Origin of the sequence: Azohydromonas sediminis, assembly GCF_003574675.1 — a bacterium.
GTDB lineage: Bacteria > Pseudomonadota > Gammaproteobacteria > Burkholderiales > Burkholderiaceae_C > Calidifontimicrobium > Calidifontimicrobium sediminis.
Window position 1 is genome coordinate 45,062 of the sequence record NZ_QOAZ01000016.1, and the last position, 14,869, is coordinate 59,930.

The 14,869-nt window shown below is 73.2% G+C and carries 13 protein-coding genes; 12 read left to right on the forward strand and 1 reads right to left on the reverse strand.

Translation table 11 applies throughout. The annotated features are described in order from the left end of the window. Positions 1–3 precede the first annotated feature (3 nt). Positions 4–2,784, reverse strand: coding sequence for a zinc-dependent metalloprotease (locus tag DRV96_RS10220; protein ID WP_162911014.1), 2,781 nt, complete (start codon positions 2,782–2,784; stop codon positions 4–6). Between the two features lie 97 nt (positions 2,785–2,881). Between DRV96_RS10220 and DRV96_RS10225 the strand changes: the two genes are divergently transcribed. The 12 genes from DRV96_RS10225 (at position 2,882) to DRV96_RS10280 (ending at position 14,834) form a co-directional block, all read left to right on the forward strand. Further along, the gene (locus tag DRV96_RS10225) at positions 2,882–3,496 is read left to right on the forward strand and encodes a YqiA/YcfP family alpha/beta fold hydrolase (RefSeq protein ID WP_119290601.1); all 615 of its coding nucleotides are present in this window, start codon (positions 2,882–2,884) and stop codon (positions 3,494–3,496) included. Beyond that, positions 3,493–4,251 carry a 3-oxoacyl-[acyl-carrier-protein] reductase gene (gene fabG, locus DRV96_RS10230; protein WP_119290603.1) on the forward strand — a complete coding sequence of 253 codons (759 nt, stop codon included), beginning with the start codon at positions 3,493–3,495 and terminating at the stop codon, positions 4,249–4,251. The genes DRV96_RS10225 and fabG overlap by 4 nt, the downstream gene beginning before the upstream one ends. Positions 4,252–4,304: 53 nt before the next feature. After that, positions 4,305–6,332, forward strand: a complete 2,028-nt coding sequence (locus DRV96_RS10235; protein ID WP_119290605.1) for a ribonuclease catalytic domain-containing protein — start codon at positions 4,305–4,307, stop codon at positions 6,330–6,332. A 4-nt stretch (positions 6,333–6,336) separates the two neighbouring features. Then, positions 6,337–7,209, forward strand: coding sequence for an energy transducer TonB (locus DRV96_RS10240; protein WP_119290607.1), 873 nt, complete (start codon positions 6,337–6,339; stop codon positions 7,207–7,209). A 2-nt stretch (positions 7,210–7,211) separates the two neighbouring features. Continuing rightward, a complete protein-coding gene (gene aroE, locus DRV96_RS10245; RefSeq protein ID WP_119290609.1) occupies positions 7,212–8,099 on the forward strand; it encodes a shikimate dehydrogenase in 888 nt (295 codons plus the stop codon). 5 nt (positions 8,100–8,104) lie between these two features. Continuing rightward, positions 8,105–8,845, forward strand: a complete 741-nt coding sequence (mtgA, locus tag DRV96_RS10250; protein ID WP_235823364.1) for a monofunctional biosynthetic peptidoglycan transglycosylase — start codon at positions 8,105–8,107, stop codon at positions 8,843–8,845. A 29-nt stretch (positions 8,846–8,874) separates the two neighbouring features. Further along, entirely contained in the window at positions 8,875–9,504 is a 630-nt protein-coding gene (locus DRV96_RS10255; RefSeq protein ID WP_119290611.1) for a hypothetical protein, read from the forward strand. After that, positions 9,501–10,019 carry a TlpA family protein disulfide reductase gene (locus DRV96_RS10260; protein ID WP_119290613.1) on the forward strand — a complete coding sequence of 173 codons (519 nt, stop codon included), beginning with the start codon at positions 9,501–9,503 and terminating at the stop codon, positions 10,017–10,019. Before DRV96_RS10255 ends, DRV96_RS10260 begins: the two co-directional genes overlap by 4 nt. A gap of 243 nt (positions 10,020–10,262) precedes the next feature. Beyond that, positions 10,263–10,730, forward strand: coding sequence for an acetyl-CoA carboxylase biotin carboxyl carrier protein (accB, locus tag DRV96_RS10265; RefSeq protein WP_119290615.1), 468 nt, complete (start codon positions 10,263–10,265; stop codon positions 10,728–10,730). 101 nt (positions 10,731–10,831) lie between these two features. After that, the gene (gene accC, locus DRV96_RS10270) at positions 10,832–12,181 is read left to right on the forward strand and encodes an acetyl-CoA carboxylase biotin carboxylase subunit (RefSeq protein WP_119290617.1); all 1,350 of its coding nucleotides are present in this window, start codon (positions 10,832–10,834) and stop codon (positions 12,179–12,181) included. Positions 12,182–12,228: 47 nt separating this feature from the next. After that, on the forward strand, positions 12,229–13,131 hold the full coding sequence (locus DRV96_RS10275) for a 50S ribosomal protein L11 methyltransferase (protein WP_119290619.1): 903 nt from the start codon (positions 12,229–12,231) through the stop codon (positions 13,129–13,131). Between the two features lie 113 nt (positions 13,132–13,244). Then, entirely contained in the window at positions 13,245–14,834 is a 1,590-nt protein-coding gene (locus tag DRV96_RS10280) for a DUF3426 domain-containing protein (protein WP_119290622.1), read from the forward strand. Positions 14,835–14,869 lie beyond the last annotated feature (35 nt).

A 14,869-nucleotide genomic window follows, 5' to 3' on the forward strand; every position in this document is an offset into this window, starting at 1 on the left:
CGCCTACTGCCGCACGAACGACGCGCGCAGCGCCTCGCCGAGCAGCGCGAGGCTGTCGGCCAGGTGCGCGCGCGTCTCGACCGACAGGCCCGCGGCGGCGCGGCCCACCGCGCGCTGGAGGTCACGCTGCAGCTCGGTGGCCAGCAGCCGCTGCAGGCTCAGCGCGTCCGAAGGCAGCCCGAGCGGCCGCGTCAGCGCGGCCTGCAGCCGGCGCAGGTGCTCGCGCTGCAGGTCGCGGCGCAGGCGGTCGATCTCGCCGCCGGTAGCGAGCTCGCGCCACACCGCGTGCTGCACCGTCGCATAGACCTCGTGCAGCGACAGCGCGGTGCTGCGCTCGGACTCGGGCAGGTACAGCGGCAGCTCGAGCAGGCGCTGCGCGGTGCCGGGGTCGAGCAGCCGGTCGAGCGCCGACGTCTGCAGCTGCAGCACGGCCTGCGGGATGCTCACCGGCCCGCCGCGACCGGCACCGAACTCGGCATAGTCCGGCGGCAGGCTGGCGAGGAACTCGGGCTTGAAGCGGAAGCTGTCGACGCGAAACAGCGTGTCGGTCAGCAGCGCGAGCGCCTGGCGCTGGCGCTGCGGCTCGACGGGGCGGTACGCCGGCCGGCCGTCGCCCGGACGGTCGCGCTCGGCATACATGCCGCCGACGTGTTTGGCGGCCAGCGCCGGCAGCTCGCGCAGCTGGCGGAACCCGGCCAGCAGCGTGCGCCGCAGCCGCAGCGGGTCGTCGCCGGGCTGCCAGCCGCGCTGCTGCGTGCGCTGCCACAGCTCGTGCGTCAGCGCGATGCGGCGCTCGACGAAGGCCAGCGCGTCGTCGCCGAGGTCGAAGCGGTTGACGCGCGGGTCGAGGCCGCCGGCGTCGATGTCGTCGCCGAAGGCGAGCGCCGGGTCGTCGCGTGCGCGCGCTGCGATCGCCTCCAGCGCCGCCTTCTCGTCGGCTTCGGGCAGCGGCGCGTAGGCGTACTCGATCGCCCAGTGGTCGTACGCGCCGAGCCCGCCTTGCACCAGCGCGGCCATCGGCTCGCCCGCCAGCGGCAGGTTGATCGGGTTGTAGTCCATCACCGACGCCGAGATGCCGTGCGCGCGCGTGTGCGCCGCATCGCGCAGCAGCGCGTGGGCGACCGCGCTCGACGCACGGAAGTTGTGCGTCAGCCCGAGCACGTGGCCGACTTCGTGCGTGACGACGTCCTTGATCACCGCGCGCACGAAGGCCTCGGCCTCGGGCCCGTCGGGGGCGACGTCGCCGCGCGCTTCCAGCAGGTCGAGCGCGAAATGCAGGTCGGCCGCCGCGTCGAGCAGGTACGTGCACGCCTGCGGCGCGCCGGCGCCCTGCCACTGCGTGGCCAGTGACGCCAGCCGTTCGTCGCTGCCGCTGGCTGACGACGCGCCCCCGACCTGCTCGACGAAGATGCGGCGCGCGCCGCGGCCGAAGGCGTCGGTGATCGTGATGTCGCCGTCGAGGATCTCGCCGGTGCGCGGGTCGGCGTGGCTCGGCCCGCGCGCGAATCCGGCGTCGACACCGAGCAGCCAGCGGATCGACGCGTGCGCGCCGTCCATCGTGTCGAACGCCGCGTCGTCGGGCTGCTGGCGCACGACGATCGCGTCGCGAAAGCCGATGCGCTCGAAGGCCTTGTTCCACTCGAGCACGCCGTCGGTCACCGCGCTGCGGTAGCGCGGCGGCACGTTGCGGTCGATCCAGAACACGATCGGCTGCACCGGCTCGCTCACGGGCGCGGCCGGGTCCTTCTTCTCGAGCCGCCAGCGGTTGACGAGGCGCACGCGCGCGTCGGCGGCGATGTCGCGGCTGAAGTCGGTGTACGTCGTCGTGAAGTGCCCGACGCGTGGGTCGGCGGCGCGCGGTCGCATCGGCTGTGCGGGCAGCGCCATCAGGCTGACGACGGTGCCGACGAACAGGCTGCGCGCGTCGGGCGTCGTCGACGGCGGCGTCGGCAGCGCCGCGCCCGGTGCCGGCGACGCGGGCGGCGCCGGGATGCGCGGCGCGGCGTAGTGCAGCTTCGTGTGCAGCACCGTCACACGCGGGTCGGCGCGCACCGACTCGAACGACGAGTTGGCACGGTCGAGCCCGTACGGGATGCGAAACGCCCGCTCGAGCGCCGTCGCGTAGCCGGCCAGGTCCGACAGCAGGAACGCCGCGTCGACGAGGAACGACTGCCGCTGCGGGTGCGCCGCGCTGGCCACCGCGCCGTGGGCGATCAGGCTCTCCGAGAAGCCCTGCGCGACGGCGCGCTGCAGCGCTGCGTCGCCGTCGGCGCGAAAGCGCGTGTTGCGCGCGACGAGCTGCAACGTGTTGCCGACGCGGCGGAACTCGACGAGCCACACCGGCCCCATCTGGCTCGCGTACAACCCGCGCTCGCCGACCGAGCTGGCGACGTTGACCGACAGCAGGAACGGCTGGTTCAGGCGCTCGGGCGCGATCTCGAGCCACACGCGCTCGTCCCTGCGCCACAGCGGCACGAAGCCGTCGATGCGCTGCGCGTCGCGCACGACGTCGGCGAATGGGCGCAGCGGTGCCGGGTCGGGCCGCGGCGCCGCGGGCGACGGCGACGTCGCTGCCGATGCCGCCGGCGTCGTCGCGCTCGGCGCGGGCGTGCCCGCGGTGGCCGCACGCGCCATCGGCGTGGCCGCGCCCGCCGCCGTCGGCCGCCCACCGGTGGCCTGCGGCAGCCCTGCGCATCCGGCCAGCCACACCGCCGCGACGAGCGCCAGCGGCACGCCTGCACGGCGCCGTGTCGCGACGCACCTCGGTTCGGAATCGGTCTGCATGCCGGTGAGGGTAGCAAGCCGGCGCCGACCCGCGCGTGCCGTCGGCGATCGGCCCGGCGCCGGCCGTGCGGTCGTGCCGCGCCGATAGACTGCCGGCATGTCCGTGACCCCGACCGCGCTGCCGCCGACGCACCTGCTGTACCTGCACGGCTTCCGCTCGTCGCCGAAGTCGTTCAAGGCGCAGCGCCTGCACGCGTGGCTGCGCCACCACCGGCCCGACGTGCACTGGGCGTGCCCGCAGCTGCCGCCGTCGCCGGCCGATGCGATCGCGCTCGTCGAGCGCCACATCGCCGCGTGGCCGCGTGCGTCGATGGCGGTCGTGGGCAGCTCGCTCGGCGGCTTCTACGCGACCTGGGTCGCCGAGCGCACCGGCTGCCCGGCCGTGCTGCTGAACCCTGCCGTGAACCCGGCGCGCGACCTCGCACAGCACATCGGCGAGCAGACCGGCTTCCACGACCCCGACGAGCACTTCTTCTTCCGCGTCGAGTACATCGAGGAACTGCAGCGGCTGACGCTGCCGGCGATCACGCAGCCCGCACGCTACTTCGCCGTCATCGCCAAGGGCGACGAAGTGCTCGACTGGCGCGAGATGGTCGCGCGCTACCGCGGCGCGACGGTCAAGCTGCTCGAAGGCGGCGACCACGCGCTGTCCGATTTCGACGACCACCTCGCGGACCTCGTCCGCTTCCTGCACCTGGAACCCACCGCATGAGACTCCAGCACAAGATCTGCATCGTCACCGGCGCCGCGCAGGGCATCGGCCTGGCCACGGCGCTCAAGTTCGCGCGCGAGGGCGCCACCGTCGTCGTCTGCGACCTGCGCGCCGACGCCGTCGAGGCTGCGGTGGCGCAGTGCCGCGCCGCCGCGCCCGACAAGCACGCGAGCACCAAGGCCGAGGGCCACGTCGTCGACGTCACCGACCGCGCCACCGTCGACGCGATGGTGCAGGCCGTGATGGCACGCCACGGGCGCATCGACGTGCTCGTCAACAACGCCGGCATCACGAAGGACGCGCGGCTCGTGAAGATGACGCTGGCGCAGTTCGACGCCGTCATCGACGTGAACCTGCGCGGCGTGTTCCACTGCGCGCAGGCGGTGGCGCCGATCATGATCGAGCAGGGCCACGGCGTGATCCTCAACGCCAGCAGCGTCGTCGGCATCTACGGCAACTACGGCCAGACCAACTACGCGGCGAGCAAGTTCGGCGTCATCGGCTTCACGAAGACGTGGAGCCGCGAACTCGGCCCCAAGGGGATCCGCGTCAACGCGGTCGCACCGGGCTTCGTCGAGACGCCGATCCTCGCGACGATCCCCGACAAGGTGATGCAGCACATGAAGGAGCAGGTGCCGCTGCACCGGCTGGGCAAGCCGGAGGAGATCGCCAACGTCTACGCCTTCCTCGCCAGCGACGAGGCGAGCTACGTCAACGGGGCGGTGATCGAGGTCTCGGGCGGGATGACGCTGTAGCGGCCGCTCGCCGCGGCGCGGCGCCGCAGCCCACGCGCGGCGACAATCACCGCATGTACGTGCTCTTCGACGACGCCGGCAAGTTCGCCGCGGGCCGCGTGATGTCCGAGTCCGACGCGTCGCTGCAGGTCGAGCTCGACTCGGGCAAGCGCGTGAAGGTCAAGGCGGCGAACGTGCTGCTGCGCTTCGACAAGCCGTCGCCGGCCGAGCTGATCGCCGCCGGCCAGAAGCTCGCCGCCGAGATCGACCTCGACCTCGCGTGGGAATTCGCGCCCGACGGCGACTTCGGCTTCGCGCAGCTGGCGCGCGACTATTTCGACGCCGGCGCCGGCGTCGAGAAGCAGGCCGCCGCGCTGTTCCGGCTGTTCGACGCGCCGCACTACTTCCGCCGCGTCGGCAAGGGGCTGTTCCGCAAGGCGCCGGCCGAGACGGTGCAGGCGGCGCTCGCGGCGATCGAGAAGAAGAAGCAGGTGGCCGCGCAGATCGACGCCTGGGCCGCCGAACTGGTGGCCGGCCGCTGCCCCGAGCCGGTGCGCGAGCAGCTGTACAGGATCCTCTTCAAGCCCGACAAGAACGCGCCGGAGTACAAGGCCGTCGTCGAGGCCGCCCGGCGCAGCCAGCGCGCGCCGCTGGAGCTGCTGAAGGCCACCGGCGCGATCGCGAACCCGTACCAGTTCCACTGGCGGCGCTTCCTGTTCGAGCAGTTCCCGAAGGGCACCGGCTTTCCCGCGCTCGAAGTGCCGCCGGTGGCCGACGAGCTGCCGCTCGCACCGGTGCGCGCGTTCTCGATCGACGACTCGTCGACGACCGAGATCGACGACGCGCTGTCGGTTACCGGGCTGGGCACCGGCGTCGTCGTGCTCGGCATCCACATCGCCGCGCCGGGGCTCGCGATCGCGCCCGACTCGGCGCTCGACCGCGTCGCGCGCGAGCGGCTGTCGACGGTCTACATGCCGGGCTGGAAGATCACGATGCTGCCGCCGGCGGTGGTGGCGGCCTACACGCTCGACGAAGGGCAGGCGTGCTTGGCAGTGAGCCTGTACGTGACGCTCGACGAAGCCACGCTCAAGGTGCGCGAGCGCGCGACGCGCGTCGAGCGCGTGACGGTGGCGGCCAACCTGCGCCACGACGAGCTCGACGAAGTCGTCACCGAGGCCACCCTCGTCGGCGACGCGGTGCCCGAGTACCCGTTCGCCGCCGAACTGGCGTTCTGCTTTCGCCTCGCGAAGCACCTGAAGGCGCAGCGCGAGCAGGTGCGCGGCAAGCCCGAGACCTTCACGCGCCCCGACTACAGCTTCCGCCTCGACACCGACGGCGAGCACGAGCCCGACGGCAGCGAGCGCGTCGACATCCGCGTGCGCCGGCGCGGCGCGCCACTGGACCTGATCGTCTCGGAAGCGATGATCCTGGCCAACAGCACCTGGGGCGGCTGGCTGGCCGAACTCGGGGTGCCGGGCATCTACCGCAGCCAGGCGGCGCTGGCGCCAGGCGTCAAGGTGCGCATGGGCACCAAGCCGCTGCCGCACGCCGGCATGGGGGTGGCGCAGTACGCGTGGGCGACGTCGCCGCTGCGCCGCTACGTCGACCTCGTCAACCAGTGGCAGATCATCGCGTGCGCGCGTCACGGGCGCACCGCGGCGCTGGCGGCGCCGTTCAGGCCGAAAGATGCCGTGCTTTTCTCGATCATCTCGGCCTTCGATGCCGCCTACAGTGCCTACAACGACTTCCAGCACGGCATCGAGCGCTTCTGGACGCTGCGCTGGCTGGAGCAGAACGCGGTCTCGGAACTCGAAGCGACGGTGATGAAGGACGGCCTGGTGCGCGCCGACACCCTGCCGCTGGTGCTGCGCGCCAGCGGCTGCGAGGCGCTGCCGCGCGGCACGCGCGTGCGCGTGCGCGTGACGGGCGTCGACCTGCTGACGCTCGACGCGCACGCGAGCCTGCTCGAGCGGCTCGACACCGTCGCCGCGCTCGCCGAGGACGAGATCGACACCGAAGGCGACGACGCCGCGGCGGCCGCGCCGCTGGCGCTGGCGATCGACGTCGACGAGCCGGCGGCCACGCCGGCCGCGCCGGCCTGAGCGCATGCGCGGTTTGCTCGCGTCGTGGGAGCTGACCACGCTGCACTGGGCGGTGGCGGTGTCGGTCGTCGTGCACGGCGCGCTGCTGACGGTGCGCTTCGTCGATCCCGCGGGCTTCGAGCGCGTGTGGCGCGACACGCCGCTCGAGGTCATCCTCGTCAACGCGCGCTCGACCGAGCCGCCGGTGCAGGCGCAGGCGATCGCGCAGGCCAGCCTGGCCGGCGGCGGCGACGCCGAGCGCGGGCGCGCGACGTCGCCGCTGCCGCCGTCGCTAGTCGTCGAGAGCGGCGACGCCCCCGACGAGGCGCGGCGCAAGATCGAGCAGATGCAGCAGTACCAGCAGCAGCTGCTGGCGCAGATCCGCCGCGAGATGGCGCTGCTGCCGCCGCCGGATCCGCGGCGCGACGCCGGCGACCCACAGGCGCTCGAGCGCGAGGAGCGCCGCCGCCAGCTGCTGCGGCTGCTGGCCGAGATCGAGAAGCGCATCAACGAGGAAAATGCTCGCCCGAAAAAGCGCTACATCAGCCCGGCCACGCGCGAACAGGTCTATGCGCTGTACTACGACCAGCTGCGCCGGCGCATCGAGGAGCGTGGCACGCGCGACTTCCCGACCCACCAGGGGCGCAAGCTGTACGGAGAGCTGATCATGAACGTGACGGTCGACGCGATGGGGCGCGTCGTCGAAGCCGAGGTGGTGCAGCCGTCGGACACGCCGATGCTCGACCGCCGCGCCGTCGCGATCGTGCAGGCGGCGTCGCCGTTCGGCCCGTTCACCGCGGCGATGCGCCGCGAGGCCGACCAGATCGTCGTCACGTCGCGCTTCCGCTTCACGCGTGACGACGCGATGGAGGCGCAGATGCTCGAATCGCAACGCTGACCATGACCGCTGCGCCGCCCCCGGCCGACGAGCCCGACCTGTACGCCGTCATCGGCAACCCCGTGGCGCACAGCCAGTCGCCATTCATCCACGCCGAGTTCGCGCGGCAGACGGGGCAGCACATCGAGTACGTGCGCGTGTGGTGCCCGCTCGACGGCTTCGCCGAGACGGTGCGCGACTTCGCGCGCGGCGGCGACGGGCGCTACCGGCGCGCGCGCGGCTGCAACGTGACGGTGCCGTTCAAGTTCGAGGTGCCGCACCTGGCGACGCGGCTGAGCGAGCGCGCCGCGCTGGCGCGCGCGGCCAACGTGCTGCGCTTCGACCCCGACGGGTGGAGCGCCGACAACACCGACGGCATCGGCCTGCGCCGCGACATCGAGGTCAATGCCGGCGTGCCGCTGCGCGGCAAGCGCGTGCTGCTGATCGGCGCCGGCGGCGCCGCGGCGGGCGTGCTCGGGCCGCTGATCGAGGCCGGCCCGGCGGCGGTGACGGTGGTCAACCGCACGCCGGACAAGGCCCACGTCCTCGTCGAGCGCCACCGGGACTGGGCGGCTCGCCACGGCGTGCGGCTGGCCGAGGCCGCACTCGACGCGCCGGGCGAGCGCTTCGACGTCGTCATCAACAGCAGCGCGAGCAGCCTCGCCGGCGCGCCGGTGCCGGTGCCGGCCACCGTGCTGCGCGAGGGGGCGCTGGCCGTCGACCTGATGTACGGCGCCGCCGCCGACGGCTTCGTCGCGTGGGCGCAGGCGCACGGCGCGCACGGGCGCGACGGGCTGGGCATGCTCGTCGAGCAGGCCGCCGAGGCGTTCGTCGTCTGGCGCGGTGTGCGCCCCGACACGGCGCCGGTGCTGGCCGCGCTGCGCGCACGGCTCGCGGCGCAGGAGGGCTGAGCGCGGTGGGCGGCGCGTGGCGCCGCGCGCGCACCGAAGCCGTGCGGCTGCTGGTGCTGGCGCTGCTGGCCTTCGTCGCGCTGCAGCTGTACTTCGCCGCCCGCGTCGCGCTGATGACGGTGGTCGACCCGGCATCGACGAGCTTCCAGCGCAGCGAGGCGTGGCGCCTGCTGACGACGCGCGGGCGCATCGTCTGGAGCCAGACCTGGGTCGACGACGCGCGCATCTCGCCGCACCTCAAGCGCGCCGTGATCGCGAGCGAGGACGCCGGCTTCGTCGAACACAGCGGCGTCGAGTGGGACGCGATCGAGAAGGCCTGGGAGCGCAACCTGCGCGAGCTGGCGCGCCGCCAGCAGCGCCCCGGTGCGCGCCCGCCGCGCGTCGTCGGCGGCTCGACGATCACGCAGCAGCTGGCCAAGAACCTGTTCCTGGACAGTGAGCGCACGCTCGCGCGCAAGGCGCAGGAGTTCGTCGTCACGCAGTGGCTCGAGCTGCTGCTGTCCAAGCGGCGCATCCTCGAGATCTATTTGAACCACGTCGAGTGGGGCGAGGGCGTGTTCGGCGCGCAGGCCGCCGCGCGGCACTACTTTCGCGTCGACGCGGCGCAGCTCGGCGTGATGCCCGCCGCGCAGCTGGCCGTGATGCTGCCGGCGCCCAAGCGCTTCGAGAAGCGGCCCGACTCGGCCTACGTGCGCGGACGTGCGGCGACGATCGCGGCACGCATGGGCGCCGTCGAACTGCCCTGAGCCGGGCGCGGACGCGCGCGACCGGCACAATGCCGCGCGTGGAGCGCAACCTGACGAGCGAAATCGCCGCCGCCGCCGCGAGGCTGGTGGTCGACGAGGGCATGGAGTACGGCGCGGCCAAGCGCAAGGCCGCGCGCGCGCTGGCTGCGCGCGCGGTGCGCAGCGCCGAGCTGCCGAGCAACGACGAGGTCGAGGACCAGGTGCGCGAGTACCTCGCGCTGTTCCACGCCGACACGCAACCCGCCGAGCTCGCGGCGCTGCGCCGGCACGCGCTGCCGTGGATGCAGCGCCTGGCCGCGTTCCGCCCGCACCTGGCCGGTGCGGCCTGGCGCGGCACCGCGACGCGGCTGTCGAGCCTGCACCTGGACCTGTTCTGCGACGACCCGAAGGCCGCCGAGATCGCGCTGATCAACCTCGGCATCGACTACGACGTGGCCAGCGCGCCCGGTGGCGCACGCGGCGAGCCGGTGCTGGTGCTCAGCGTGGCCAGCCGCTGCGCCGAGCTCGGCGAGACAGTGACGCTGCACCTGCACGTGCGCGACCTCGACGACTTGCGCGGGGCGCTCAAGCCCGACGCGCGCGGGCGCACGCTGCGCGGCGACCTCACGGCGCTGCGGCGCCTGCTCGACGGCGGCGCCGACGCGCCGCCACCGGCGTGAAGCGGCGCACCGCCCTCGCGGTGGGCGTCGGCGCCGTGGCCGCCGCCGCCGGCCTCGGCGGCGCGCTGTGGCGGCAGTCGCGCACGTCCGGGGCGCCGGCCGCGGCGCTGTGGCCGCTGCAGTTCGACCGTCCCGACGGCGGCCGGCTCGTGATGGCCGAGTTCCGCGGCCGGCCGCTGGTGCTGAACTTCTGGGCCACCTGGTGCCCGCCGTGCGTCAAGGAGATGCCCGAGCTGGACCGCTTCCACCGTGACTTCGCCGCGCGCGGCTGGCAGGTCGTCGGGCTGGCGATCGACGGGCCGACGCCGGTGCGCGAGTTCCTGCAGCGCGTCCCGGTGGGCTTCCCGATCGGGCTGGCCGGCTTCGGCGGCACCGAGCTCGGCCGCGAGCTGGGCAACGTGAGCGGTGCGCTGCCGTTCACGGTGCTGATCGGCAGCGACGGGCGCGTCGCGCACCGCAAGCTCGGCGAGACGAGCTACGCCGAGCTGGCCGGCTGGGCCCGCGCGCTGCGCTGATCGCGCGCCAGCGCCGAATTTCTTTCATCTGCTCGCTAACGGCACCGAAAAAGCGTACATTGCGCCCCTCGCGGTTGCCGCCAGCCCGATTCGCTGGCCGCAGCCGCCTCCCCGGGACAGGATGCCGGCTTGGCGCAATCGCGCATCAGCAGCCGCCCGTTTGGCCGCAGTAGGCGGCAGAAAATGCAAGAAGCCGGCCTGCCACTGGCGGCACGAGGTCCGGCGGTCATGAGGGATGCCACGATGGATTTGCGCAAGCTCAAGACGCTGATCGACCTCGTCTCGGAGTCGAACATTTCCGAGCTCGAGATCACCGAGGCCGACGGCAAGGTGCGCATCGTCAAGGCCGACGCGCGCGCCGCGGCCGCAGTGCCGATCGCGGCGGCCGTGCCGGCGATACCGACCGTGGTGCCCGCACCAGTGGCCGCCGCGCCCGCCGCGGCACCGGCGGCGGCGCCCGAACCGGCAGCGCCCACCGGCCACGTCGTCAAGTCGCCGATGGTCGGCACCTTCTACCGTGCGTCGAGCCCGGGCGCCAAGCCGATGGTCGAGGTGGGCCAGGAAGTCACCGAAGGCCAGCCGCTGTGCATCATCGAGGCGATGAAGATCATGAACGAGATCGAGGCCGACAAGGCCGGCACGGTCACGCGCATCCTGGTCGAGAACGGCCAGGCGGTCGAGTTCGGCCAGCCGCTGTTCGTCATCGAGTGAACGCGGCGACGAAAGTCGAACGCGCAACGCGGGCCGGCGCGGCGGCGCGGCCGGCGCCGCCCCAGCGCGCCGCCCGCTGAGGGCCATCGAACCGAGGCACCATGTTCAAGAAGATTCTGATCGCCAACCGTGGCGAGATCGCGCTGCGGATCCAGCGCGCCTGCCGCGAGATGGGCATCAAGTCGGTCGTCGTCTACTCCGAGGCCGACCGCGAAGCCAAGTACGTCAAGCTTGCCGACGAGGCGGTGTGCATCGGCCCGGCGCCGTCGGCGCAGAGCTACCTCAACATGCCGGCGATCATCTCGACGGCCGAGGTCACCGACGCCGAGGCGATCCACCCCGGCTACGGCTTCCTCAGCGAGAACGCCGACTTCGCCGAGCGCGTCGAGCAAAGCGGCTTCACCTTCATCGGCCCGCCGCCGGCGGCGATCCGCATGATGGGCGACAAGGTCTCGGCCAAGCAGGCGATGATCCGCGCCGGCGTGCCGTGCGTGCCCGGCTCCGAGGGCGCGCTGCCCGAGGACCCGAAGGAGATCGTGCGCATCGCGCGCTCGATCGGCTACCCGGTGATCATCAAGGCCGCCGGCGGCGGCGGCGGCCGCGGCATGCGCGTCGTGCACACCGAAGCGGCGCTGCTCAATGCGGTGCAGATGACGCGCAGCGAGGCCGGCGCGGCGTTCGGCAACCCGCAGGTCTACATGGAGAAGTTCCTGCAGAACCCGCGACACATCGAGATCCAGGTGCTGGCCGACGCGCACCGCAACGCCGTGTGGCTCGGCGAGCGCGACTGCTCGATGCAGCGCCGGCACCAGAAGATCATCGAGGAGGCGCCGGCGCCGGGCATTCCGCGGCGCATCATCGAGCGCATCGGCGACCGCTGCGCCGCCGCGTGCAAGAGGATCGGCTACCGCGGCGCCGGCACCTTCGAGTTCCTGTACGAGAACGGCGAGTTCTACTTCATCGAGATGAACACCCGCGTGCAGGTCGAGCACCCGGTGACCGAGATGGTGACCGGCATCGACATCGTGCAGCAGCAGATCCGCATCGCCGCCGGCGAGAAGCTGCCGTTCACGCAGCGCCAGATCCAGATGCGCGGCCATGCGATCGAGTGCCGTATCAACGCCGAGGACCCGTACACCTTCGTGCCGTCGCCCGGTCGCATCACGATGTGGCACGCGCCCGGTGGGCCCGGCGTGCGCGTCGACTCGCACATCTACACCAACTACTTCGTGCCGCCGAACTACGACTCGATGGTCGGCAAGATCATCGTCCAAGGCGACACGCGCGAGCAGGCGCTCGCGCGCATGCGCACCGCGCTGATGGAAACGCTCGTCGAGGGCATCCAGACCAACATCGCGCTGCACCGCGAGCTGATGGTCGACGCCAAGTTCGTCGAGGGCGGCACCAGCATCCACTACCTCGAGGGCTGGCTCGGCCAGCACAAGCGGTGAGCCGGCCCGCGCATCGCGCGGCCGGCACGCGCTAGCTGGGGCGCACCGTGCACGAACTCGTGCTGCAGGCGCCGCAGCCGCTCGTCGAGGCGCTGGCCGACGCGCTGCTCGGCGAACTCGACGCGCTGTCGGTGTCGGTCGAGGACGCCGACGCCGGCAGCGAGCACGAGCGGCCGCTGTTCGGAGAGCCCGGCCTGCCGCCGCCACCGGCGGCCTGGCCGCACTCGACGCTGCGCGCACTGTTCGCGAGCGAAGCGCAGGCCACCGACGCGGCGACGCTGCTGGCCGCGCACGAGGACACGCGCGACGTGCGGGTGCTCGCGATCGCGCCGGTGCCCGAGGCCGACTGGGTGCGTCAGACGCAGGCGCAGTTCGCGCCGGTCGAGATCACACCGGCGTTTTGGATCGTGCCGAGCTGGCACGCGCCGCCACCGCAGGCCGAGCGCATGATCCGCCTCGACCCCGGCCAAGCGTTCGGCACCGGCACGCACGCGACGACGCGCATGTGCTTGCGCTGGATCGCGACGCAGCCGCCGGCGCGCCGCGCGCGCTGGCGGCGCGTGCTCGACTACGGCTGCGGCTCGGGCATCCTGGCCATCGCAGCGGCGCTGCACGGCGCCCGCGACGTCGACGCCGTCGACATCGACGCGGCGGCAGTCGAGGCCACGCGCGCCAACGCCGCGGCCAACGGTGTCACCGTCCGCGCGGGGCCACCCGAGCTCGCGCAGGGCCGCTACGCGCTGGTGCTGGCCAACATCCTCGCGCAGCCGCTCAAGCTGCTCGCGCCGCTGCTGGCCGGCCACGCCGACGCCGGCGGCGACCTCGTGCTCGCCGGCATCCTCGAGCGCCAGGCCGATGAGCTGCGCGCCGCCTATGCGGCGTGGTGCGCCCTCGACGTCGTCGATCGCGACGAGGGCTGGGTGTTGATGCACGCCGCTTTTGCCGGCTGATTCGGCGCAGCCGTCGACGAGGCGCATGGCATCATGCAGCGCATGCCCCTGCTGCCCGTCGGTTGCCTCGCGCCCGTGCGCCGCGCGACGACGCCGCGCTGCGGCGCGCGGCCATGACGCTCGCCGCCCGCTGCCCGTCGTGCCGCACGGCGTTTCGCGTCGTGCAGGACCAGCTCAAGGTGTCCAACGGCTGGGTGCGCTGCGGACGCTGCGCGGCCGTTTTCAACGCCAACGAGACGCTGTTCGAGCTCGAAGCGCGTGCGCCGGCCGCCGCGCCGTCCCCACCGCCCGCGCCGCCAGCAGCACCGCCGACGCCAGCCGTCGCCGTCGTGCCCGGCACGCCGATCACCGCATCCGGCGGCCTGGCGGCCGCGGCGACGACCCCCGAAGAGAGCGTTGCCTTCGACCACGACAGCGCGTGGAACGAACCGCTGCCGACGCCGCGGCTGTCCGTCGACGAATTGCACGCCGCGCTGTTCGGCCCGATGCCGAAGGGCACCGCGGCGCCGACTGCCGAGCCGAGTGCCGAGCCGAGTGCCGAGCCGAGTGCCGAGCCGAGTGCCGAGCCGACTGCCGAGCCGACTGCCGAGCCGACTGCCGAGCCGACTGCTGAACCGATCGCTGAACCGATCGCTGAAGCGATTGCAGAACCGGTCGCAGAGTCCAGCGCGGAGCCAATCGGTGAACCGATCGGCGAGCCGGTCCTCGAGGCCGCGCAGCAAGCCCTCCCGGAACCCACGGCGCAGCCGTTTGCCGAGTGGACGGCGACCGCCGACGCTCGCCCCGCGAAAGAAGCGTCGCCGCCGCCGGTCGAAGCGGCGCTGGCGTTCGATGTCGAAGCCTCCGAACCGGAGCTCCAAGGGCCCGGCCCCGCGCCCGACGCCGAGCCCGAGGCGACGGACGCCGACGGCGGCGCGCCCCGCCAGTCGGCGGGCGACGTCGTCGCACACGCCGATGTCGCTGGATCCGAAGGCGCCTGCGCCGCGGCCGTGACGACGGCGCTGGAGCCAGCGCGATCCGAGCCGCCGGCACCAGGCACCCCGGAGGCCGGCGAGACGCCCGCCGAGACTCCTGCCGAGACTCCTGCCGAGACTCCTGCCGAGACTCCTGCCGAGACTCCTGCCGAGACTCCTGCCGAGACTCCTGCCGAGACTCCTGCCGAGACGCCCACCGAGACGCCCGCCGAAGCGCCCGCCTTCGTGCGCGAGGCCGAGCGCGCGGCGCGCTGGCGCGCGCCCGAGGTGCGCGCGGCGCTGGCGGCCGCGGCGCTGCTGCTGACAGGAGCGACGGTGCTGCAGGGCACGCGCGCCTTTCACGAACCGATCGCTCACCAGTGGCCCGCGGCGCGCACGTGGCTCGAGCCGCTGTGCCGCATCTCCGGCTGCGACGACGGGCCAAGGCGGCGCATCGCCGGCCTGAGCGTCGAGAGCAGTTCGCTCGTCAAGGTCGACGACGGCGGGCATGCGATGCGGCTTTCGCTGGTGCTGCGCAACCGCGATCGCCAGCCGCTGGTGCTGCCGGCGATCGAGCTCACGCTCACCGACGTCTACGGCGGCATCGTCGCGCGCAAGGTGTTCGAGCCGCGTGAGCTCGGCGCGCGCGTCGCCAGCCTCGACGCCGGCGCCGAAATCTCGCTGCAGGCCGTGCTCGACACCGGCGAGCCGCGCGTCGTCGGCTACACGATCGAGATCTTCTACCCCTGAGCGGCCGCTGTCGCCGCTGCCGAAACCGGAGTTGT

Excerpts from the sequence above, each read along its gene's own strand:
- DRV96_RS10235 (WP_119290605.1), top strand. The coding sequence starts at position 4,305 with ATGTACGTGCTCTTCGACGACGCCGGCAAGTTCGCCGCGGGCCGCGTG.
- DRV96_RS10255 (WP_119290611.1), top strand. The coding sequence starts at position 8,875 with ATGCCGCGCGTGGAGCGCAACCTGACGAGCGAAATCGCCGCCGCCGCC.
- DRV96_RS10220 (WP_162911014.1), bottom strand. The coding sequence starts at position 2,784 with ATGCAGACCGATTCCGAACCGAGGTGCGTCGCGACACGGCGCCGTGCA.
- accB (WP_119290615.1), top strand. The coding sequence starts at position 10,263 with ATGGATTTGCGCAAGCTCAAGACGCTGATCGACCTCGTCTCGGAGTCG.
- DRV96_RS10280 (WP_119290622.1), top strand. The coding sequence starts at position 13,245 with ATGACGCTCGCCGCCCGCTGCCCGTCGTGCCGCACGGCGTTTCGCGTC.
- fabG (WP_119290603.1), top strand. The coding sequence starts at position 3,493 with ATGAGACTCCAGCACAAGATCTGCATCGTCACCGGCGCCGCGCAGGGC.
- accC (WP_119290617.1), top strand. The coding sequence starts at position 10,832 with ATGTTCAAGAAGATTCTGATCGCCAACCGTGGCGAGATCGCGCTGCGG.
- DRV96_RS10225 (WP_119290601.1), top strand. The coding sequence starts at position 2,882 with ATGTCCGTGACCCCGACCGCGCTGCCGCCGACGCACCTGCTGTACCTG.
- DRV96_RS10240 (WP_119290607.1), top strand. The coding sequence starts at position 6,337 with ATGCGCGGTTTGCTCGCGTCGTGGGAGCTGACCACGCTGCACTGGGCG.
- aroE (WP_119290609.1), top strand. The coding sequence starts at position 7,212 with ATGACCGCTGCGCCGCCCCCGGCCGACGAGCCCGACCTGTACGCCGTC.